The sequence below is a fragment of the Flavobacterium sp. 1 genome (assembly GCF_002797935.1).
Classification (GTDB): domain Bacteria; phylum Bacteroidota; class Bacteroidia; order Flavobacteriales; family Flavobacteriaceae; genus Flavobacterium.
Map to the genome: position 1 here is coordinate 2368713 of NZ_PGER01000001.1, position 23251 is coordinate 2391963.

Genomic DNA, 23251 nt, shown 5'->3' on the forward strand with positions numbered 1-23251 from the left:
AACACTAACACCTGCAATACAAAATAATGACGGAACATAACAATTCAATTCCAAATTCAGACAGCAAATACTTATTCGAAAATTTTTTCGAACTATCTGCTGATTTGCTCTGTATAGCTGGATTCGATGGTTTTTTCAAGAGAATCAACCCTGCTGTTTCACAATTATTAGGTTATACAAATGAAGAATTGTTTTCAAAACCCATTAACTATTTTATTCATATTGACGATCGGGAATTCACATCAAAAGTAAGAAATGAATTATACAAAAATAAACCACTTTTAAATTTTGAAAACAGATATGTTACAAAAAGCGGCGAAATTGTCTGGCTCTCTTGGACATCAATACCAGCAACTGACGAAAAATTAGTTTATGCAATCGCAAAAAACATTACACACAACAAAAAACTGGAAGAGGAACGAAATTTATTACTTTCAAAATTTACAAAAACTAATAATGATCTTAAAAAAATAAGCTATACCAGCTCCCACGATTTGCGGTCTCCTGTAAACAATCTGCTTACTATTTTCAGTCTATTGGATCTCACCAAAATTGAAGATTCCGAAACCCTGCAGTTTCTTGAGATGCTGCAGTCGGCCACAGAAACTTTAAAAGAAACTTTAAACAATTATGTAGATGTTTTACTCCTAGAGGATAAGTCAATCGCACAAATTGAAAAAATAGATCTTAGTGCAACTCTTAATACTGTTATTCTTTCTATAAATTCCTTAATTCAAAAGTCCAAAGCTATTATCAATATTGACTTTTCGCAACTTGAAAAAGTTAATTTCAACAAATCCTATTTAGAGAGTATTTTTCTAAATTTACTAACCAATTCAATCAAATATGCCATCCCTGGCACTTTGCCTAATATTTCCATCTATTCCAGAAAAACTGACGGGATTGATCAATTAATTTTTTCTGACAGTGGTATTGGTTTTGATATGACGCTTGTAAAAGACAAAATATTTGGTTTGCACCAAAAATTTAACAACCATATTGACAGTAAAGGAATAGGGCTGTATTTAGTAAACAATCACATCACAAGCTTAGGAGGAAAAATTGACGTTAAAAGCAAAATTAATGAAGGAACAACATTTATTATTTCGTTTAAAAAAGAATCAATCATTTTGTAATTGAAACATACAATACATTCAACAAAAAAAGCCTCGAATTGACTCAAGGCTTTATTGTATCAAAATATCTTTTACAAATCTTCTTTTACATCGGCATCTGGGGCATTTTTCTTGACTGATTCAATTCCATTATCTCTAGCTGCAACTGATTCATACATTTCACTAGTTCCAATAATTTGACCATTAGTCGCTTTTAAATTAAAATAAACCTTTCCGTTTTTCGATTCCAATTTATCAAATCTTTCATCCACTTGAGAATTCTTTCTCACAGATTCGATACCGTTATCACAGCCCGCTTTTGTTGTATAACCCTCGCTAACTAAAATAATTTGTCCGTTTCCTGCTTTCAAGACAAATTGAAATTCATCATTTTTTCTTTTACTGATCAAAAATGTTCCCATAGTTTTTTAAGTATTGTTAATTTATAAATAGTTGAAAATTTAGTGTTTTTCATATTGACTTCTAAAATACATAACTTAAACCTGAATTCAAAAAATACAACAGCCAAAATAGCAATTTTCGCCAGAAAGTTTATTCCACAAAAAAAGCCTCGAATTTCTTCGAAGCTTTTGCCTTTTGGGTGGATGACCGGGTTCGAACCGGCGACCCTCGGCACCACAAACCGATGCTCTAACCAGCTGAGCTACAACCACCATTTGCGCTTAGCGGTTGCAAATATAGAACAAATGTTTACTTCTACAAACAAAAAATCAAAAAAAATTCAACTTTTTTACTTCAAATCTCCTAAGCTATTGACTGCCAAATACCTTTCAACAGTAAAACCTTCGGCATGTTCTACACCTGTTAGCCGTCCTAAGTCTCTTGAACGATAATTCAGGCTTTCCAAGAAATTTTTGCTCGAGATAGGCGACTCCGGTTCTTTCGAATTCGGGTCGTAAAACTGAGAACGGTAAGCCAAAATAGATTCGATCTTCTTATCCGTACATCCTGTAATGTCCACAACAAAATCTGGCTCGATATTTTTCCACTGAATATAATGATAAACTAGTTTAGGTCTCCAAGGCTTCTGGATTTCGCCGTCAAGAACCGTTTCTATTTTCAATAATCCTGATAAAAAACAAGCGTCAGAAACCAATTTACTTCCTTTTCCGTGGTCAATATGCCTGTCGTCTACCGCATTACATAATACGATTTCAGGCTGATACTTTCGAATCATTTTTATGACTTCCAATTGGTGTTTTTCGTCATTGACAAAAAAACCATCCCGCATATTCAAATTCTCCCGAACAGAAACTCCTAATATTTTCGCCGCATCGGCAGCCTCCTGATCCCGAATGGCCGCCGAACCGCGAGTTCCAAGTTCACCACGGGTCAAATCAACAATTCCAACGGTTTTACCTAAAGAAATCTCTTTTAAGATTGTTCCGGAACATCCTAATTCTACATCATCAGGATGTGCTCCAAATGCCAGTATATCTAATTTCATCTATGTGATAGTTTTTATTTTTTTATTGCTATTGAAATTGCCATTGATATTGTTTCAGCTTTCTATTCAAAAACCCTTTTCATGGTCATCGACTTATTAACGCTTTCCATCCATTCATCTTCTGGGATACTGTCTCTGGTAATTCCGCACCCCATATACAAATGTGCCTGCGAATCACAAATCTGCATACACCGCAAATTTACGAATAGACTTGAGCTAACCGAATCGACGGCAAAACTCGTATTCAATTCACCCAAAAATCCAGTATAGAAAGTTCGGTCGTAATTTTCATTTTCCAAAATAAAAGCCTTCGAAACTTCTTTTGGCAGTCCGCAAACAGCGGGCGTTGGATGCAATAAACGAACAACTTGCTTTAAACTGAAACCAGAATTTAAAACACCCCAAATATCGGTTTTCAAGTGCCAAACACTCCCCGCTTTAAGACTATAGGGTTCCGTAACCGAAACCTCCAGCGCCACCTCATGAAGTTGATCTACAATATAATCTGTAACATACTGCTGTTCTTCTCTTTCCTTCTTTTCCCAAACAATTTCCTCCGAGCCATAATCTTTTTGTGTTCCTGCCAAAGCCATTGTTTCAAATACATTGACATTAGCTTTTACCAATTGCTCTGGTGTAGCTCCCATCCAAGTTCCAACTTTTGGATGATAAAAACAATACGCAAAAGTGTTGGGATACAATTGCACCAATTTTTTGAAAGCCGTAAGCAAATCAAAATTCTCCAGCTCGATTATTTCTTTACGGGAAAGAACTACCTTTTTGAATTCTTCATTTTTTATGGCTTGAATTCCCTTAGCAACTATCCTTTCAAAATCAATTTTACCCGAGTCATTCGGAAGCTCCTGCTTTTTCTCCAAAACATCAGCTTCACCTTTTTCTCTAATTATACCAATTATCTCTGATTCATTTTCGGGAATTAAATGGATGTTATTTCCATCAAAAGAAGCAAATACAAATCCTTTTTCAGTAAAATCAACTACATTAAACAACGTATCATTCTGCTGAAACATCCCGATTATTGTATCCGAATTAGGTTTACAATACAAAACAAAAGGCAGATTTTGCTCTTGTTGCTGTATTACTTTATTAAAAAAATCATTCATATTATTTTTTCTCTTTCGTCAAAACCATATTCGTTAATTTGCAAAGCGAAATTAAATTCCCTGCTTCATCAGTAATTTTAATTTCCCAAAGATGGATACTTTTTCCTTTATGAATAATTCGGGCTGTCCCAAAAACAACGCCTTCGCGAATACTTTTTAAATGATTAGCCGAAATCTCGATACCTCTCACTTCCTGCGTTTTACTATCAATAAAAAAATGTGACGCTGCACTCCCGACACTTTCTGCCAATGCCACCGAAGCGCCTCCATGCAGCAATCCCATAGGCTGATGCACCGAAGAATTCACAGGCATTTTAGCAGCCAAAAATCCCTCACCTGCATCTACAAACTCAATTTTAAGGGTTTCCATCAAAGTGTTTTTGGAAAAGGCATTGCAAAATTCGAGTATTTTATCTTTATCTACAGTCATATCTTGATTTTAAAGATTGTAAAAATACGCTAATTTGATAATTCAAAAAAGAAATATACTGAAATGCTCCAGAAAACCAAAATCTAATGCCAGCAGCAAAGCTAAATTCTAATTTATTCCTATTTTTACAAAAAAATAAAACCAAATGCCTCGCATCACCTTATTACTTTTAACTGGAATTCTGCTTTCTTTTTGTTCCTGCCGCAGTGATTTCGATACTGTTGCCAGTACAGGTGATTTAGCTTTTTCAAAAGATACGGTATATTTGGATACGGTTTTCACCAATTTGAGTTCCAGTACATACACTCTAAAAGTTTATAACCGTTCCAAAAACGACATTACTATTCCGGTTATAAAATTCAACAAAGGTCTTAACTCAAAATACAGAATGTCGGTTGACGGCGCTCAGGGAAATCAAGGCAAGATGTTCGAAAACGTTACGCTATTAGCCAAAGACAGTCTGTACATTTTTATAGAAACAACTGTCGAAAGTAGCAACACTACTCCAACAGAATTTCTAAACACAGATCAAATAGAATTCGACAGCGGTGCCAATCTTCAAAAAGTGGAATTGGTAACTTTAGTTCAAGACGCAGTTTTATTGTATCCCAACCGCAATGCTGACGGAACAACCGAAACACTCCCAATTGGCGATGAAAAAATAAGTGGTTTTTATTTAGACAAAAATGACCCGATTCATGGTGATGAACTTCATTTTACAAACAAAAAAGCATACGTAATTTACGGATACGCGGCCGTTCCCGAAGGCGAAACCGTCACTTTTGACCCCGGAGCAAGAGTATATTTTCATGCCAATTCAGGTCTTATTGTATCCAAAAATTCATCATTACATATCAACGGAACAAAATCTACAACTGATAAACTGGAAAGCGAAGTAATTTTCAGTAGTGACCGCCAGCAGCCTGATTTTGCTTATATTCCCGGACAATGGGGAACAGTTTGGCTGCAGAATGGAAGCACCAATAATACTATTCAAAATCTTACTCTGAAAAATGCTACCGTCGGGTTATTAATCGACGGCAATAACGGAACAACAGTATCACTAAAAAATACTCAGATTTACAACTGCACTCATTACGGAATTCAAGGCAAAAATGCCTTTATTGAAGGAGAAAATATTGTTGTCAACTATACAGGACAAGCCAGTCTGGCGTGTACGTATGGAGGAAATTACAAATTTACCCACAGTACTTTCAATAACAATTGGTCAAGCCCGGAACAGCTCGCAGTGTATATCAGTAATTACAGCAATAGTACCACTCCAGAAACCAAAGACCTTACAGGGGCTACATTCAACAATTGCATCATTTATGGATCATATTCCAATGAAATGCTTTTAAGCAAAAAATCAGAAGCTGCTTTTATATACCAATTCAACAATTGCCTGATTAAGTCCAATAAAAACAAAGAAGCTGATTATCTATTCGAAACCGATCCTATACATTACAACGCTATTATTCTCAACAAAGACCCAAAATTCTTTAATCCCAACATCAATAATTTTAACATAAACAATTCTTCTCCCGCTTTCGCAAAAGGAAATTCGGCTTATTTAATTCAGCTTGATATTCTGGGAATCAGCAGAACACTTCCGCCAGATTTAGGAGCTTATCAAAACATGCCTTTTCCAAAAACAAAGTAGTTTGTAACTGACTTCCGACTATAAACTCGTAATAATCTTATTTTAATACATCAGAAAAAACATAATTTTATCACCTTTTCTTAACCTCTTATAATAGAAAAAATTATATTTTTGTTTATATTTAAAATTAAAATTCTGATAATCAATATTTTAATTTAAAAAAACTTAAACAACCTAATTTTTTAAATTATGAAAAAAATTTACTCCTTATTATTTCTATTATCCTTTACAATTGGAATAGCTCAAATTCCAAGTGGCTATTACAGCACAGCTACTGGTTCGGGATATACCTTAAAAACCCAACTTTACAATATCATCAAAGGACATACCGATAACGGTTATGCAGGTTTATACACAACCTATCAAACATCTGATATTGATAATTTTTACGAAAACGACGGAACTGTTTTAGACATGTATTCTGAAAAACCATCTGGGACAGACCCTTATAATTATTCTCCTGGTACAACCCAAAGATGTGGAAACTATGCAGCCGAAGGAGATTGCTACAACAGAGAACACATTATACCGCAATCCGTATTCAATGAAGCATCACCAATGGTTGCAGACGCCCATTTTATAACACCGACTGACGGAAAAGTAAACGGACAGCGATCAAACTATCCACATGGAACCGTTTCGACTGCAACATGGACTTCTTTAAATGGCGGAAAACTAGGTTCAAGCGGTGTTTCAGGCTATACAGGAACTGTTTTCGAACCAATAAATGAATTTAAAGGAGACATTGCAAGAATGTATTTCTATTTTGCAACGCGTTATGAAAATACGGTTTCTACTTACTCCTATGCTATGTTTGATGGTTCAAGCAACAAAGTGTTCACAACAGCATTCCTAAATATGCTATTGGCTTGGAATACACAAGATCCAGTAAGCGCAAGAGAAATCGCTAGAAATAACGCTATTTATGCTCGACAAAACAACAGAAATCCTTTTATTGATCACCCAGAATATATACAAGCCATTTGGGGAGGAACAACTTCAGATACACAAGCACCAACTACACCAACAAATTTATCCGCTGCAACTACAACAGCAACATCAGTTACCTTGAATTGGTCAGCTTCAACCGATAATGTTGGGGTAACAGGTTACAATGTTTACATGAATAACTCTTTAAAAACAACTGTCACCACATTAACAGCGACCATATCTGGACTGACAGCCTCAACCGCTTATTCTTTTTATGTAAATGCAAAAGATGCAGCAGGAAATACATCAGCATCGAGCAATACCGTATCGGCCACAACAAACAGTGGTGGGTCTACAGCAACAGAACTTCTTTTCTCAGAATATATTGAAGGTTCATCTAATAATAAGGCTTTGGAAATTGCAAACATGACAGGAGCGGCAATTAATCTATCAACATACACAATCAAAAAACAAACCAATGGCGCAGGTGCTTGGAGTACTGGTTTAAGTTTATCCGGAACATTGAATAGTGGCAGTAAATTTACCATTGTTAATAGTTTAATTGCTTCAACTTGTTATTCAATAAGCGCAGCCAATATTTCAACAACTGCTACCGAATTAACCTTTAATGGAAATGATGCTGTAGGTTTGTTTAAAAATGGAGTACTTATTGACATTATTGGAACTTTTAATGGTGGAACGGCAAACTTTGCTGCCGACGTAACATTGAGAAGAAAATCTACAATCACTGCTCCGAGCACAACATTCAACCTGTCTGCCCAATGGGATTCTTTTACCACAGATACCTGTAGTAACCTTGGAAGTAAAATAAGCAACAAAGCAACAAAAGAAGAAATAATTTCGGAACCCGATGGCATTGCATTATTTCCAAATCCTTCGAATGGTGAATTCACCATTTCTTATAATAATTCCAACAAAACATATACTGTCAAAATATTTTCTATGTTAGGTCAAACAGTTTATAGTAAAGAAAATATAAAACAATCTACTATACAAATAAGCAATCTGCCAAAAGGAATTTATTACGTCAAAATAATCGATGATTCAAAAACCACTAATAAAAAGATAATAATCAACTAATTAAAAGTTTAATGCCATTAAAAAAAGCGACATAATTGTCGCTTTTTTTTTATTCCTTTTTTAATCTTAATTAACTAAATTTGCACCGTTAAATACAACAAACTACACAACAATGATCCATTTCTTTGAAAACCAAAGCAAAACTGTTTTTGCAGTACAAACGCAAAACGAAATTTCGGCTCAAGACATTTCAAAACTCAACTGGCTTTTTGCAGATGCAAATAAAATAGAAAAATCCGTTTTATCGGATTTTTTTGTTGGACCACGCGCCGCTATGATTACCCCTTGGAGTACCAATGCGGTAGAAATTACTCAGAATATGGGAATTTCAGGAATCATTCGCATTGAAGAGTTCCAGAAAGCAACGGCTGATTTCAATGATTTCGACCCTATGCTTTCGCAAAAATATAGCGAGTTGAATCAAGATATTTTCACGATTCACATTCAGCCAGAAGCTATTTTAGAAATTGATGATATTGCTGCGTATAACAAATCTGAAGGATTATCATTGAGTTCAGAAGAAGTAGAATATTTGGATAATTTGGCAACCAAATTAGGAAGAAAATTAACGGATTCAGAGATTTTTGCCTTCTCTCAAGCCAATTCAGAGCACTGTCGCCACAAGATTTTCAACGGAACTTTTGTTATTGACGGAGTAGAAAAAGAAACTTCTCTTTTCAAATTAATCAAAAAAACATCTCAGGAAAATCCTAACGATATTGTTTCGGCTTACAAAGACAATGTGGCTTTTGTAAAAGGACCAAGAGTACAGCAATTTGCTCCAAAAACCGCCGACAAACCGGATTTTTACGAAATAAAAGAATTTGATTCGGTTATCTCTTTAAAAGCAGAAACACATAATTTCCCAACAACCGTGGAGCCTTTCAACGGAGCTGCAACAGGATCTGGAGGAGAAATTCGTGACCGTTTGGCTGGAGGGCAAGGTTCATTGCCAATGGCAGGAACTGCAGTTTACATGACTTCATATTCTCGTTTGGAAGAAAACAGACCATGGGAAGATGCTGTAACCGAAAGAAAATGGCTGTACCAAACTCCAATGGATATCTTGATAAAAGCTTCAAACGGAGCTTCAGATTTTGGAAATAAATTTGGACAACCGCTTATTACTGGTTCGGTTTTGACTTTCGAACATGAAGAAAACAACCGTAAAATTGGTTACGATAAAGTAATTATGCAGGCTGGTGGAATTGGTTACGGAAAATTAGATCAAGCTATCAAACACAAACCACAAGAGGGAGACAAAATCGTTATCCTTGGCGGAGAAAATTATAGAATTGGAATGGGTGGAGCTGCGGTTTCCTCTGCTGACACAGGAGCTTTTGGTTCAGGAATTGAATTAAATGCGATCCAACGCTCCAACCCAGAAATGCAAAAACGTGCTGCCAACGCCATTCGTGGTTTGGTAGAAAGCGACAATAACCCTATTGTTTCTATTCACGATCACGGAGCAGGTGGCCACTTAAACTGTCTTTCGGAATTGGTGGAAGAAACTGGAGGATTAATCGATTTGGACAAATTGCCTGTTGGCGACCCTACCCTTTCAGCAAAAGAAATCATTGGTAACGAATCACAAGAAAGAATGGGATTGGTTATTGGTAAAAAAGACATCGACATTCTACAAAGAATTGCAGACAGAGAACGCTCTCCAATGTACCAAGTTGGTGATGTAACTGCTGATCATCGTTTTACTTTCGAATCAAAAAGTACAGGTTTAAAACCAATGGATTATGCTTTGGAAGATTTCTTTGGAAGTTCGCCAAAAACGATAATGACAGACAAAACCATCGATTACAACTATGGTGGTTTAGAATATAACGTAAAAAACATCGCAACATACCTAGAGCAAGTGTTGCAATTAGAAGCTGTTGCCTGTAAAGACTGGCTGACCAACAAAGTTGACCGTTGCGTTGGTGGTAAAGTAGCCAAACAACAATGTGCGGGACCATTGCAATTGCCTTTGAATAATGTTGGCGTAATGGCTTTGGATTATCAAGGAAAAGAAGGAGTTGCAACCTCAATTGGACACTCTCCCATCGCCTCTTTAATTGACCCTGTTGCAGGAACAAGAACAGCAATTGCAGAGTCATTGTCCAACATCGTTTGGGCTCCGATTAAAGACGGATTGAAAGGAATTTCTCTTTCGGCCAACTGGATGTGGGCTTGTAAAAACGAAGGTGAAGACGCTCGTTTATACGCTGCTGTCGAAGCTTGTTCAGAATTTGCAATCGAATTGGGAATCAATATTCCAACTGGAAAAGATTCACTTTCGATGAAGCAAAAATATCCAAACGACGAAGTAATCGCACCTGGAACGGTAATTATTTCGGCTGGGGGAAATTGTATCGATATTCGAAAAGTGGTAGAACCTGTTTTACAAAAAGACGGCGGATCAATTTATTATATCAATTTGTCTCAAGACGACTTCAAACTTGGAGGTTCTTCATTGGCACAAACATTGAATGCCATTGGAAACGAAGCGCCAACCATTAAAGATGCTTCTTTCTTTAAAAATGCATTCAATACATTACAGGAATTGATTTTAGACAATCAAATCTTAGCTGGACACGATATCGGAAGCGGTGGTTTGATTACTACTTTATTAGAAATGTGTTTTGCTGATGTAAATTTGGGAGCTAAAATTGATTTCTCTGTTTTTGAAGAAAAAGACATCATCAAATATCTTTTTGCAGAAAACATTGCGGTAATTTTCCAAGCCAATTCAGATGAAGCGGTTGAAGCTAAATTAAATGCAAATGGAGTTGCTTTCTATAAATTAGGAACTGCAACTACAGAAGCGACTTTAGACTTTGGCCCATGTAAATTAGATATTGCGAAATACAGAGACATTTGGTTTAAAACCTCTTTCTTGTTAGACCAAAAACAAGCTAAAAACGGAACAGCCCAAGCACGTTTCGACAATTATAAAGACCAAGTATTAAACTATACTTTCCCAACTCATTTTACAGGGAAAAAACCTGTGATCGACGCTTCAAAACCAAGACCGAAAGCAGCAATTATCCGCGAAAAAGGAAGTAATTCCGAGCGTGAAATGGCGAATGCAATGTACTTAGCAGGATTTGATGTAAAAGATGTTCACATGACCGATTTGATTTCGGGACGTGAAACTTTGGAAGATATTCAGTTTATTGGAGCTGTTGGAGGATTCTCGAATTCAGATGTTTTGGGTTCTGCCAAAGGTTGGGCGGGAGCTTTCAAATACAACGAAAAAGCAAACACAGCATTGAAAAACTTCTTCAAAAGAGAAGACACTTTATCTGTTGGAATCTGTAACGGCTGTCAGTTATTTATGGAATTGGAAGTGATTAATCCCGAGCATGAAGTTCACGGAAAATTACATCATAATGAAAGTCACAAACACGAAAGTATTTTTACTTCTGTAAAAATTCAGGAAAACAAATCGGTGATGCTATCTACTTTGGCAGGAAGCACATTAGGCGTTTGGGTATCGCATGGTGAAGGAAAATTCAATCTGCCATACGCCGAAGATCAATACAATATTGTTGGAAAATACGGTTACGAAGGATATCCTGCTAATCCAAATGGATCTGCTTTCAATACTGCAATGATGTGTGATACAACAGGCCGTCACTTGGTAATGATGCCGCATATTGAACGTTCTACTTTTCAATGGAACTGGGCACATTATCCAAAAGACAGAAACGATGAAGTTTCGCCTTGGCACGAAGCTTTTGTGAATGCGAGATTGTGGATCGAAAAAAATAATTAGAAAATTTTAAATATTTTTAAAAGCGTTGTTCGGTGGACAACGCTTTTTTATTTAAATATCAAACATAGGTTAATATCCTAATATTTAAATACTATTTTTAATTCCGATTCCATACAAGAATATTCCTCATTTGCTTCCTAAGAATTCACGAAAAATTTTCACTATTCTTTTATTATTTTTTTAGTAAATACCAGGCCGTTTTGAGTAACGATTTTTAATAAATAAACAGAAGGGATAAGATTTGAAAGGTCAATTTTTGAACTGTAATAACTTTCAATAATACAGCCCTTGATATCGTAAATCTTTACTGTTTTAATCGTATCATTATTGAATTCCTGAATATTGATGATTGACTTCGTTGGATTTGGATATATATGTAAAGATTCTAAGTGTACATCCTTGCTATTAGAATCCTTTGTATTCAAGATATATTTCTCCAATTCATACTTATGAACAAATGCTCTTGACCATCTATAATCTAAATATGTAGCAAAATGCTGACCTTCACCGCCGACGATAACTAAATTATTGTTGGTATCTAAATCAGAATCTTGCCAAGTGTAATTATTAATCCTGTATGTATTCAATACATTTCCGAATTCATCAATTATTTTCAAGACATAATTATCAAGATTCTCCATATAGTTTACAATCAATTTATTGTCTTTTTTTAAAACAGAAGCAAATCTAAGATCGGCCAAATCATTATTTATTTTCGCATAAAGTGATAAATCATAATTGTAAATGGTAATATTGCCTTTTTGATTGAATGCAAAAATTTTTTTGTTATCGGTAAATGTCATTTTAGTCAACTCATCATTCACATTGATAAAACTATATTCATTATCAAGTGTTATTTTATGCAATTGCTTTGAATAACTAGTACTAAAGAACAAGGTCCCTTCATCATTAATAGCAATATTATAGGGTGTCCCATCTGAGGCGCTGATATTAAGATTTACCACAAAATCGATAAGTTTATTTTTGTATACATATAATTTTGGATGGATGGAATAATCATGATAATCTTCAGAATACATATACGTATAGGATACTCCATCTTTAGATATAAATGAACCCCAATACATAACATTTAAAGGAAACTGTTGTTTATCTAATAATTGTCCATTTTTGGAATCAAAGACATAAATTGAGCTTATTTTATCGGTCGTGTCTGAAATAAGAATAGGTCCCGAAGCCAAAACTAAATTGCCGCTATTATCAAAATAGATTTCTTTTTGTGGATAAGAAGGTATTTGAAAAAGTATTTTTCCTTCTTTTGATATTTTAAGCAATTCGTAATCCCAAGCCGAAACGGGTCCAGAAACGAATAAATCATCTTCAGAATTGCATAATATTTTAAATTCATAATTAGCAAAATTAATTTTTGGAATTTCCAATGTCCATAAAAGCTTTAGTTCTGAATTGTATTTATCTACAAAATATTTCTGTGGCGCATGTGCTCCTCCAAGTGCCCCATTTGTATCTCCATAATCTTCAATTCTAGCCACATAATAATTATTTTTAGAATCAATAATTAACCTTCCATTGTATGCCATTGAAGTGTCCACGCCCGAATAAAAATAGGTGTTTATTAGCCTGTCCGGACTAATTTTATTGATATGAATATTTAACTCAGAATCATAGTCCGAATTTGGGAACATTTTATCATAACTTGTTTCCGCAGTAATAAGTGTTGAATTATCCACTTTACAAAAATCATTAATCGTATTTTCAGACCCAATGAATTCATTGATAAGAACTAAGGATTCGTCAAACAATTTAAATCGTCCATTTTCGGTCAATACCAATATTGTGTGGTCACTGAGTTGCTTTACCTGGTACACATAGGTAGAATTTACCGTAATATTATTGACTATAGTTCCTTCCGCATCATATTCAATCATATTTAGAGTAGCTAAATCCGCTCCTCCAGTTGTTTTTTTATTATTTAAAAAGCAATAATTACCTTTTGCGTTAAAAAAGGTCAATACTTTTTCATGGTCAAATCCCGATGGTGAATTTACAGTAAAAGAAATAGCACCAGATGGATTTGTTTTGATTAATTTAAATTTCTTATCTACACCGTATTGGTTAAATAAGTAAACATCATTGTTATCAGCTATTTGAATTTCTTCTCTATTATTGTAAAAATAATCTTTAGAACCTAAAACACTGGTAAACGGATAAGTAGCTACCGATTTGCTGTTTATTATTTTCAAAAAATATTCATGTCCATTGGTCTTTACGTTTTGTCTACTATATTTTAAATAATAATTACCCTCTTTGTAACTAAAATCAAAACTTAAACCAGTAAAGTTTGCAAATTCATCACCTAAATCATCCCTTGTAAATTTTTCTAAGACTTCACCATTTTTTCCAATCGCGTAAAAATCAAATGTTATGATGGTATGGGTTGCATTCTCCGTCCCATGTATAATATGTAAAATGTTTTTCTCGTCTAAAAAAGAATTTTGATATCTATAGTCATAATTCTTGGGTTGCTTTAAGTCATCAAAATCAAATTCCCATAATAAATTCCCCATGGTATCATATTTAACAGCAAACAAAATACCGTTTTGTTCAGATGCATTTGATGCTATGCTTACACCTACCGTGTAAATATTATTTTGAGTGTCTACAAAAGTCTTTAGCGGGAAGTCAATTGACAATTGAGTAGCTATAGATTTTCTTTTTTGCCAGATTACTTTTAAATTTGGGTCAAGTTTTGTGGTTAACAAATCCGTAAAAGTGGAATCACTTTCTGTGCTAGCACTTATGATTATATTTCCCTCGCTATCAATTTTTGAGGAATGGGATTTGTCTTTACTTGTATGCTTATGAGAGCCTAAAGAAGTAGTTTTAAATGGGACTAATAAATCTTGGGAAAATATATTTGTGAAAGATAACAGAAAAAAAATTAATAAGTGTTTTTTCATAATTTTATGGGAGTAATTATAATGGATTTGGTAGAAACTATAAGCAACAAATATAAATATTTTAGATGACTATTCATACATTTAACTTATTTGAAAATTTCGTATTAAATCACTTTTTTAAGTTACAAATTGCTCTCTACAAAATCATCATTAAATAATTATACCACATATTGAGCGTTCTACTTTCCAGTGGAACTGGGCGAATTATCCAAAACACAGAAATGACGAGGTTACTCCATGGCATGAAGCTTTTGTGAATGCCAAAAAATGGATTGACAATACTAATAAATAAGACTTTAAAACTAAAGTTTTTCAAATAAAACCCGTCTCTGGATATTTTAGAGACGGTTTTTTCATGAAGTTTTGTTTGATCTTGCTTTCTTTTTAATCATAACAAAAAAGCTAAATACCTCTTTTTAGCCCCGGTTGAAGTGGAAATCCTTATAAGCCGGGGTTCGGCTTATAAGATTATAACGAAAAACGGGACTTATGCCTCCAAAAATGCCTAATCTTTCTGCTCCAAAATAATATCGGATTCATTATATTTACAAACTGTATAACCCCAAAATTCCCCAATGAATACCATTAAAAAAAAACTTTTTATTATAAGCCTGCTACTTATGATAAATCCTGTATTTGCTCAGATTTCAGATGAATCCTTAAAAACAAATCCTATGTTGGAGCTGTTTGGTTCTAATGCAAAAACTTTAAGACTAAAAGGAAATGTAAAAGAAATGCAGGAACATAAATTTGCAACAGATGTCCAAGGACATACAACAAACGATTCTGCATCAGTGAGCAATCAGTATAAATTTGACTCGAATGGCATTACCGTAGAAATTGAGGAAACACTAAGGGATTTACAAACGAAAAAGAGTTTTTTTAGTTATACTAACAAAGGGTTTGTCTCTCATATCGATATTGAAACAACTCTTTTATCAAACGAAAAAGATACAGCCGTTGTTGAAACTGAAAATACAGCTGAGAAAGATCCTCTTTTTTCTTCAGTAGATTACAAATACGTTCAAAAGAAAAATATTTTATTCAAAGGAGAAGACTTTATAGAGGGTACGCCCAAAAAAACAACTGCCCGAAAGGAATATTTTTATCATTTTAATGATTATAATCAAATTTTTCAAATAGATTATCAAACATCAGACTTAGTAGTCAAATACAATTACGATGCTAACGGATTAATAAAAGAATCTTTGACTTTGAAGTCGGGATTGCCATTTTCTAAAAACATTTATAAATATGACCGCAACAACAGGCTTATTAACTTTACAACAATTAATTCAGATAATAACACAAAATACCCCAATCAGGAAACGGTTATCTCCTACAAACTTGATTCTAGCGGAAATGCAATTGAGAAAAAAGTAAAAAACTATCTTTATTCGCCAGAAGGAAACAAGAAATTCAATGAAGGCTATTTATATCTTTATAATTACACCTATTTATAGTTTTTCATATAAAACCCAGTTTGTATCTTAGCCTAAAATTCAAGAATAAACACTTAACCAACGGTTAAAAAGTAACGCCCTTTGCTCTTTAATCTTTTTTACAATTAACCTGCATCCATGAAAAATTTCACATTACTGCTTACTGCGCTTGTACTAAGTGCGACTCATTCTTTTGCTCAAATTAAAATCACAAAAATCAAGAGCAATGACAAAAACCATTATATAGCTACGGTTATTGGTTATCCGATCACAGGCATATATACGTATGTAAATCAAATCGCACCTACAACAATTCTTAATGAAGACGGAACTGGAATTATTCAGAACGAAGACTTAACCAAAGAAAATATCATTTGGGGAATTGAATGTTCCGAATCGGGAATTCCTATTTTCAAAGAAGGATTCAACAGCGCAACTTATTCCTTTTGGTATAAAAAAAATACTTCGGCAACTTCTAAATCTGCTGATGAAGAGGAGTGGATATTACTGCAATTTTCCATTCATTATGACAAAAAGAAAATGTTCATTTCCGGAGAGCGTGTAAAAGAATATATCGAATAATATTCCTAATTCTTTAATCGTCTATTATTCTGAAAAACGAAAAATCATCATTTTGAGATAAAGTTTGGATTAATAAAAGCTAATAAATACTAAAAAAAGCGTTCATCTAAAAATGAACGCTTTTTTTAGTATTAACATAATTAATTAACATGCAATGGCCACAAATGAAAGTCGTTTTCTTATGAAGTATTATTACTACATTTACAATACTCTTTATTTTAAATCACTCTTAAAACTTAAAAAGTATGAAAAATAAAACTTTTAGAATCGGAATATGTATGGCGGGTGCAGTCTCAGCGGGTGCTTATACTGCAGGTGTAATGGATTATTTAATGGAAGCTTTGAGCGAATGGGAAGAAAAAAAAGGACAGCTAGATATACCCACTCACAAGGTAGTGATACCAATAATGGGAGGAGCTTCGGCTGGCGGAATGACGTCTTTATTAACTGCCAGTACGATAAACAACGAAATCAAACCAGTTCCTTTGCCTAATAAAACAAATCTTCTTGACGAACATCCCGAAAACAAACTCTATCATAGTTGGGTTGACTTGGTAGACAAAGATATGTTTCTAAAAATACTGGATACATCAGACATTTCATCTGGTAATGTAGTATCGCTGCTCAACTCCAATTTTATAGATGATATTGCAACAAAGATGATACAATCTGATATAAAACAATGGAAAACAACACCTTCCTTTTTTGAAATGCCCGTAAAAATATTTACTACGCTTTCTAATCTAAACGGATTCAATTACAACACTAATTTTAACGGAGGAATTCGAAAAGAAAAATACAATATGGCGGTTCATAATGACTATGCCTGTTTTGAGCTTTATGACGAAAACACACAAACTCCTCAAACACCAGGCTGGATGCCTTTGAATTTCAAAACCGGAGCTTTTATACAAACGGCACAAGATGCTGCAATGGCTACTGGCGCATTTCCCGTAGGTCTAAAATCCAGAATTCTGGAAAGAGAATCTTCTTATGTAAATACTATTCCATGGCTCAAAGATATTTTCCAAAATACTCCTATTAATCAAAATAAGGTAAAAACACTCAATGTTGATGGAGGAATGATTAATAACGAGCCTTTCGAGAAAGTAAGATATTTGCTTGACGAAATTACAATAGAGCAAAGAAGCGCCAAATATAATGCTCTGAATAAAGATGAAAGACAAGAGTTTCTTAATGAGGTTAACTCTCTTCACAAAAACTTTGAAAATACAATCTTAATGATTGATCCATTCCCAAGTCAAGATAAAATAGAAGAATTTAATTACAGCCAAAATATAACAAATATTATTTCTGAAACCTTTTCGGCAATGACAGCTCAGATGCGAGCAAAACCAATAAATTACCGCAGTGTAATGCAACTGGATGATGCCAGTCAATATATAATTTCTCCTTCCCGAAAAAGAGAAGATACAGATGGCGCATACAAAGATTTTTTTGGAGAAAAAGCAATTGCTTGTGGGGCAATGGGCGGATTTGGTGGTTTTTTGAATAAAGAATTTAGAATTCATGACTACTTTTTAGGAAAATACAATTGCGAAATATTTTTGAGAAAGTATTTTACAATTCCGGAAGATGCATTACTGGCAAACCAAATATTTGCAGAAGGTTACAGCGGTATTGATAAAAGTAAATATGCTGTTATAGATGCCGATGGAAAAAAAAGCTACCCAATTATACCCGTTTTTAAGCCCGAAGCAGCACCAGATACTTTTCCCATACCTACTTTTTCCTGTGGTGGTAATTGGCCAAAAATATCCGAAGATTTCATCAACGGATATAAAAATCCAATAAAAAACAGAGCCGAAAAAATCATATTAAATATTGTAAAGCTAAGTTCGACAACTCTTTTCTTTTTAAAAGTTGGTTCTTTTGTAATACTCAATAAAATAATATGGAAAAAAGTGGCTAACTCAATTAAGGATTCTCTTTATAAATCGAATTTAATAAACAATTATTCTCCAAATCGAGAAGAAACATATTAAAGACAGGAAAAAACAGCTTCTTTTGTTAATTTAAAGAAATCGATTTCGTTGATTACCAATATTGTAATTATATTAATCATAATTAATTCTTGGAAAATAAAAAATATTATTAATTTTTATTTAATTTGCGATACAATTTAATAATCACCTAATGATAACGATTACCCGTCTCTTTGATTTTCCATACTACCAGCTTGAAAATTACAACAAACCAGATGCTTTAGTAACAAAGCAAGATGGTCTTTGGGTGAAAACATCAACCCAAGAATATATCGACAAGGCCAATGCTGTTTCTAGGGCATTGCTAAGAATGGGCATTCAAAAAAATGATAAGGTCGCAATCATTTCCAGCAATAATAGAACGGAGTGGCATATCATTGATACTGGTGTTTTACAGACTGGTGCACAAAACGTTCCCATATACCCAACTATCACCGAGGAAGATTATGAGTATATTCTAAATCATTCGGAAGCGATGTACGTATTCGTTTCGGATATCGAAGTATCCAATAAAGTAAACAATATAAGAGCCAATGTACCTTCACTGAAAGAGATTTATTCTTTTAATAAAATAGAAGGATGCAAAAACTGGAATGAAATATTACAGCTAGGCGAAGACACCAGCAACCAAGCTGATGTTGAAAATCGAAAAAACAATGTAAATCCAGAAGATTTAGCGACAATCATTTATACCTCGGGAACAACAGGAAGACCAAAAGGAGTTATGTTATCTCATAAAAATATTGTCTCAAATGTTTTGGACAGTGCCGACAGAATCCCTTTTGATCCAGGTGTAAGCCGTGCTTTGAGCTTCTTGCCTATTTGTCATATTTATGAACGAATGGTAACTTATATTTATCAGTTTTATGGATGTTCCATTTATTTTGGCGAATCCATCGAAAAAATATCCGATAATATTAAAGAAGTAAGACCATCGGTAATGACTGGTGTTCCAAGACTTATTGAGAAAGTTTACGAAAAAATTATTGCCAAAGGCACTGAGCTTACTGGAATCAAAAAGAAGCTTTTCTTTTGGGCTGTTCAAGTAGGTTTAAAATACGAACCTTACGGCGTTAATGGATTTTGGTATGAACTGCAGTTAAAACTAGCCAGAAAACTAATTTTCAGTAAATGGAAAACAGGTTTAGGCGGAAAATTAGATTTAATTGTAAACGGAAGTGCAGCACTGCAGCCAAGATTAGCCAGAATTTTTGCAGCAGCAGAAATATACATTATGGAAGGATACGGATTATCTGAAACTTCACCAGTAATATCTGTAAATGATTTTAGAAACAAAGGCTTTAAAATAGGAACTGCCGGAAAAATCATTAATAATGTTGAAGTAAAAATTGCCGAAGACGGCGAAATTCTCTGCAAAGGTCCCAATGTAATGATGGGATATTACAAAGATCCAGAAAAAACTGCCGAAGCCATAATTGATGGTTACTTTCATACGGGAGATATTGGAAACGTTGATAAAGATGGATTTTTATCGATTACCGACAGAAAGAAAGAAATGTTCAAAACTTCGGGAGGAAAATATATTGCTCCGCAGCTTATCGAAAATACCATGAAGCAATCTCGTTTCATTGAACAGATTATGGTTATTGGCGATGGCGAAAAAATGCCTGGCGCATTCATACAGCCTAGCTTTGAATTTGTAAAAGAATGGGCTAAACTACACGGAATTGATGCTGGAAAAACCAATGAGGAAATCATTTCCAATCCAAAAGTAATTGCCCGTATTCAAGAAGAAATTGATCATTTAAACACTAAATTTGGTAATTGGGAACAAATCAAACGTTTCGAATTAACACCAGACGTTTGGTCAATAAATGGCGGACACCTTACTCCTACTTTAAAATTAAAACGAAAAATCATCAAAGAAATCTATAAAGATCTTTATGCCAAAATATACAGTCATTCTTGATAGCTCTCTTTATAATTAAAACCTTAAAGTCCTGATATTCATTATCGGGACTTTTTGTATTTAAAAACTTCTTATCTTCACTATTAATTAGAAAAGAGCTTCATGCAAAGATTTTAATGAATCAGTCCCTCGCAAAGACGCAAAGTTTAAAACCGTTTTCTTTGCGTCTTTGCGCCTTTGCGAGAAAAAAAACACTGTATGAAAACTAGCCGTTAAAAAAAATCCACTTATGAAACTCAAAATCAACCTTATCCTATTCATCAGCCTGTTTTTAATTGTGGGCTGTAAAGAAAAAACCGAGGATGCCATCAAAGCAAATTATCTGGATTTCTCCAAAAGAGACGATCAGTTTACCGGCGGTATCAAAATGATTCCGATAACCACTCCCAAAGGAACTTTCAAAGTTTGGACAAAAACCATGGGAAACAATCCAACCATTAAAGTGTTATTGCTTCACGGAGGTCCCGGTCTCACGCACGAGCTTTATGAGTCATTTGACGGCTATTTCCCGAACGAAAGCATTGAATACATCTACTATGACCAGTTAGGTTCTTATTACAGCGATCAGCCGAATGACAACAGCCTGTGGACAAACGAACGATTTGTTGAAGAAGTAGAACAGGTTCGAAAAGCATTAGGCTGCGACAATACCAATTTTTACGTTCTAGGACAATCCTGGGGCGGAATTCTCGCTATGGAATACGCCTTGAAATACCAAAAGAATCTCAAAGGACTGATTATTTCCAACATGATGGCCAGTGCGAAAGCTTACAACAAATATGCCGATGAAGTTCTTGGTCCAAAACTTCCAAAAGCTGTTTTTGACCAAATAAAAACATTTGAAAAAAACAAAGATTACACCAATCCAAAATACACCGAACTGCTTTTTAAATACTACTACACCGAACACATTTTGAGAATGCCTCTTGAAAAATGGCCGGAGTCAATAAACAGAGCTTTCAAGCACATCAACGCGAATGTATATGTGTATATGCAGGGGCCGAGTGAATTTGGAATTACAGGAGATGCCACTTTAAAAGATTGGGACGTCACTGCCCGACTCAAAACTATTACTGTTCCAACTTTAGTCATTGGAGCCAAACATGACACCATGGATCCAAAACACATGGAATGGATGTCCCGTGAAGTGCAAAATGGACGATTTTTATTTTGCCCGAACGGAAGCCACCTTTCGCAATATGATGACCAAAAAAACTATTTTAAAGGCGTGATTCAGTTTTTGAGAGATGTGGATAATGGGGAATTTAAGAAGGGTTGAATAATCTGAATGTTGATAGAAATATAAAAATGTCCTGAATTGGGACGCTTTTGATTTGTCAATTCACAAATTAACTCCCAATATTTATATACGATTTTAAATGTTTGCTAATTTATTTTTAATGTTTAGTCCTATGGCATATATGGGTATTATTTTAATTTTATCCAAGCTTCCAAAATTCTCCAAAGAAGTCCTGATACCATAATTTGATTGCTTTTCCTCCAAGAACTTATACATACTTTGCATAGCTCCTTTTGTACCCGATTTTACTTCGATTGGGATAATTTCCGTTTCTTTTTGAATAACATAATCTACTTCGGCTTGGCTATTTTTTGATTCACGCTGCCAATAATACAAATCTGTTTTTATATAACAAGATTCACTTTTAAACAATTCTAATCCTACATGTAGTTCAGCAATATTCCCTCTGTTTATTGCTTTGAATTCGTCTTCTAATAATAAATTTGAAATATTCAAACCTAACATTCTCTGAAAAATTCCAGTGTCAAAAATTAAAATTTTTCTCATTTTTGAGTTTATTTCTGCGCCTAATGGAATTCCGTTACTAGCAGAATGTGTCACAAAATATATCAATCCCGCCAATCTTAAAAGTTCTAAAATTTCTTTTATTTGAACATTGTTAAGTGTTGCATTAGGATAACTATATCTAAACTTGTTTCCTACTTGTTGCACAATTGTACTAAAAACTTCTCTAATTCTATTACTTGAAATTCTGTTTTTGTATTTAGCAAAATCGGCTTCAATAGATAGAATTAAATCATCTAAAACTCTTTGCACCTCCAATAGATCTCCATTTTGTATATACGATTTAACTACCTCCGGCATTCCTCCTATAATTAGAAATTTTTTAAAATACATCTGGAGTTTTCTATGATACAGCTCTGGGAACTCCTTTTCACAACCTGCTTTTTTTAGCACTTCCAATAATTGCATTTCATTATTTGCTATTAAAAATTCAGTAAATGAAAAAGGATAAACAAAAATAGACCGAACACGGCCAACGCCAAATGACGGAATCTCAGACAAAGCAAATTCTATCAATGAGCCAGTTGCTATAACGTGAAGATTTGGCATTTTTTCATAAAAATACCGCAATGATGAAATTGCTGGAATACAACTTTGAATTTCATCAAAAAAAAGCAGCGTTTTATTCTCAATTATTGGTGTTTGTGCAAATACAGATAATTGTTCACAAATAGAAACAGGATTCAAACCGTTTTTGAACACTTCAACTAATTCTGGATTTTCATCAAAATTTATCTCTACAAAATATTCGAACTTTAAACCTAAGTTTCGAACCAAAGATGATTTCCCCACTTGTCTTGCTCCTCTTAAAATCAAAGGTTTTTTTTTAGAATCTTTCATCCAAAGTTCTAATTCAGCATCAATCTCTCTTTTTAAATACATCTTAACTCTTTTTTATTTAGCAAATATATACCATTTAATAAAAAT

The 23251-nt window shown here is 34.1% G+C and carries 15 protein-coding genes, 1 tRNA gene and 1 pseudogene; 10 read left to right on the forward strand and 7 right to left on the reverse strand.

Features of this window, described 5'->3' with window-relative positions:
• Nucleotides 1-26 precede the first annotated feature (26 nt).
• Nucleotides 27-1136, forward strand: coding sequence for a PAS domain-containing sensor histidine kinase (locus CLU83_RS09390; protein WP_100431363.1), 1110 nt, complete (start codon nt 27-29; stop codon nt 1134-1136).
• A gap of 71 nt (nt 1137-1207) precedes the next feature.
• Here CLU83_RS09390 and CLU83_RS09395 read toward each other — a convergent pair whose 3' ends face one another.
• From CLU83_RS09395 to CLU83_RS09415, 5 genes are all read right to left on the reverse strand, one after another.
• Complete coding sequence (locus CLU83_RS09395; RefSeq protein ID WP_100431364.1) at nt 1208-1537, reverse strand: YegP family protein; 330 nt, start codon at nt 1535-1537, stop codon at nt 1208-1210.
• A 178-nt stretch (nt 1538-1715) separates the two neighbouring features.
• A tRNA-His gene (locus CLU83_RS09400) sits at nt 1716-1789 on the reverse strand.
• Between the two features lie 77 nt (nt 1790-1866).
• On the reverse strand, nt 1867-2583 hold the full coding sequence (gene bshB1, locus CLU83_RS09405; protein WP_100431365.1) for a bacillithiol biosynthesis deacetylase BshB1: 717 nt from the start codon (nt 2581-2583) through the stop codon (nt 1867-1869).
• Nucleotides 2584-2645: 62 nt separating this feature from the next.
• Nucleotides 2646-3707, reverse strand: a complete 1062-nt coding sequence (locus CLU83_RS09410) for a chorismate-binding protein (RefSeq protein WP_100431366.1) — start codon at nt 3705-3707, stop codon at nt 2646-2648.
• A gap of 1 nt (nt 3708) precedes the next feature.
• Nucleotides 3709-4137: a PaaI family thioesterase gene (locus tag CLU83_RS09415; RefSeq protein WP_100431367.1), complete on the reverse strand. Its 429-nt coding sequence runs from the start codon at nt 4135-4137 to the stop codon at nt 3709-3711.
• Nucleotides 4138-4282: 145 nt separating this feature from the next.
• On the opposite strand from CLU83_RS09415, the gene CLU83_RS09420 reads away from it, so the two are divergent.
• The 3 genes from CLU83_RS09420 (at nt 4283) to purL (ending at nt 11600) form a co-directional block, all read left to right on the forward strand.
• Nucleotides 4283-5800 carry a hypothetical protein gene (locus CLU83_RS09420; protein WP_100431368.1) on the forward strand — a complete coding sequence of 506 codons (1518 nt, stop codon included), beginning with the start codon at nt 4283-4285 and terminating at the stop codon, nt 5798-5800.
• A gap of 189 nt (nt 5801-5989) precedes the next feature.
• Nucleotides 5990-7831, forward strand: a complete 1842-nt coding sequence (locus CLU83_RS09425) for an endonuclease (RefSeq protein ID WP_100431369.1) — start codon at nt 5990-5992, stop codon at nt 7829-7831.
• A gap of 112 nt (nt 7832-7943) precedes the next feature.
• Nucleotides 7944-11600, forward strand: coding sequence for a phosphoribosylformylglycinamidine synthase (gene purL / locus CLU83_RS09430; RefSeq protein ID WP_100431370.1), 3657 nt, complete (start codon nt 7944-7946; stop codon nt 11598-11600).
• Nucleotides 11601-11761: 161 nt separating this feature from the next.
• On the opposite strand, the gene CLU83_RS09435 is transcribed toward purL, so the two are convergent.
• Nucleotides 11762-14539, reverse strand: coding sequence for a T9SS type A sorting domain-containing protein (locus tag CLU83_RS09435; RefSeq protein ID WP_100431371.1), 2778 nt, complete (start codon nt 14537-14539; stop codon nt 11762-11764).
• Nucleotides 14540-14693: 154 nt separating this feature from the next.
• Here CLU83_RS09435 and CLU83_RS22830 point away from each other — a divergent pair.
• The 6 genes and pseudogenes from CLU83_RS22830 to CLU83_RS09460 all read left to right on the forward strand — a co-directional run.
• Nucleotides 14694-14831: pseudogene (locus CLU83_RS22830) on the forward strand (phosphoribosylformylglycinamidine synthase subunit PurQ); the annotation flags it as partial.
• Between the two features lie 328 nt (nt 14832-15159).
• Complete coding sequence (locus CLU83_RS09440; protein ID WP_157802051.1) at nt 15160-16002, forward strand: hypothetical protein; 843 nt, start codon at nt 15160-15162, stop codon at nt 16000-16002.
• A 117-nt stretch (nt 16003-16119) separates the two neighbouring features.
• On the forward strand, nt 16120-16563 hold the full coding sequence (locus tag CLU83_RS09445; protein WP_100431373.1) for a hypothetical protein: 444 nt from the start codon (nt 16120-16122) through the stop codon (nt 16561-16563).
• A gap of 245 nt (nt 16564-16808) precedes the next feature.
• A complete protein-coding gene (locus CLU83_RS09450) occupies nt 16809-18569 on the forward strand; it encodes a patatin-like phospholipase family protein (RefSeq protein WP_100431374.1) in 1761 nt (586 codons plus the stop codon).
• Between the two features lie 151 nt (nt 18570-18720).
• Nucleotides 18721-20499: a long-chain fatty acid--CoA ligase gene (locus CLU83_RS09455; RefSeq protein ID WP_100431375.1), complete on the forward strand. Its 1779-nt coding sequence runs from the start codon at nt 18721-18723 to the stop codon at nt 20497-20499.
• 229 nt (nt 20500-20728) lie between these two features.
• Complete coding sequence (locus tag CLU83_RS09460) at nt 20729-21778, forward strand: proline iminopeptidase-family hydrolase (RefSeq protein WP_100431376.1); 1050 nt, start codon at nt 20729-20731, stop codon at nt 21776-21778.
• A 96-nt stretch (nt 21779-21874) separates the two neighbouring features.
• On the opposite strand, the gene CLU83_RS09465 is transcribed toward CLU83_RS09460, so the two are convergent.
• Nucleotides 21875-23206: an ATP-binding protein gene (locus CLU83_RS09465; protein ID WP_100431377.1), complete on the reverse strand. Its 1332-nt coding sequence runs from the start codon at nt 23204-23206 to the stop codon at nt 21875-21877.
• Nucleotides 23207-23251: the final 45 nt, after the last annotated feature.

Bases quoted from the DNA above. Each gene is read 5' to 3' on its own strand.
- CLU83_RS09420 (WP_100431368.1), top strand. From the start codon at position 4,283: ATGCCTCGCATCACCTTATTACTTTTAACTGGAATTCTGCTTTCTTTT.
- bshB1 (WP_100431365.1), bottom strand. From the start codon at position 2,583: ATGAAATTAGATATACTGGCATTTGGAGCACATCCTGATGATGTAGAA.
- CLU83_RS09390 (WP_100431363.1), top strand. From the start codon at position 27: ATGACGGAACATAACAATTCAATTCCAAATTCAGACAGCAAATACTTA.
- CLU83_RS09435 (WP_100431371.1), bottom strand. From the start codon at position 14,539: ATGAAAAAACACTTATTAATTTTTTTTCTGTTATCTTTCACAAATATA.
- CLU83_RS09410 (WP_100431366.1), bottom strand. From the start codon at position 3,707: ATGAATGATTTTTTTAATAAAGTAATACAGCAACAAGAGCAAAATCTG.
- purL (WP_100431370.1), top strand. From the start codon at position 7,944: ATGATCCATTTCTTTGAAAACCAAAGCAAAACTGTTTTTGCAGTACAA.
- CLU83_RS09450 (WP_100431374.1), top strand. From the start codon at position 16,809: ATGAAAAATAAAACTTTTAGAATCGGAATATGTATGGCGGGTGCAGTC.
- CLU83_RS09460 (WP_100431376.1), top strand. From the start codon at position 20,729: ATGAAACTCAAAATCAACCTTATCCTATTCATCAGCCTGTTTTTAATT.
- CLU83_RS09415 (WP_100431367.1), bottom strand. From the start codon at position 4,137: ATGACTGTAGATAAAGATAAAATACTCGAATTTTGCAATGCCTTTTCC.
- CLU83_RS09465 (WP_100431377.1), bottom strand. From the start codon at position 23,206: ATGTATTTAAAAAGAGAGATTGATGCTGAATTAGAACTTTGGATGAAA.
- CLU83_RS09445 (WP_100431373.1), top strand. From the start codon at position 16,120: ATGAAAAATTTCACATTACTGCTTACTGCGCTTGTACTAAGTGCGACT.
- CLU83_RS09440 (WP_157802051.1), top strand. From the start codon at position 15,160: ATGATAAATCCTGTATTTGCTCAGATTTCAGATGAATCCTTAAAAACA.
- CLU83_RS09395 (WP_100431364.1), bottom strand. From the start codon at position 1,537: ATGGGAACATTTTTGATCAGTAAAAGAAAAAATGATGAATTTCAATTT.
- CLU83_RS09455 (WP_100431375.1), top strand. From the start codon at position 18,721: ATGATAACGATTACCCGTCTCTTTGATTTTCCATACTACCAGCTTGAA.
- CLU83_RS09425 (WP_100431369.1), top strand. From the start codon at position 5,990: ATGAAAAAAATTTACTCCTTATTATTTCTATTATCCTTTACAATTGGA.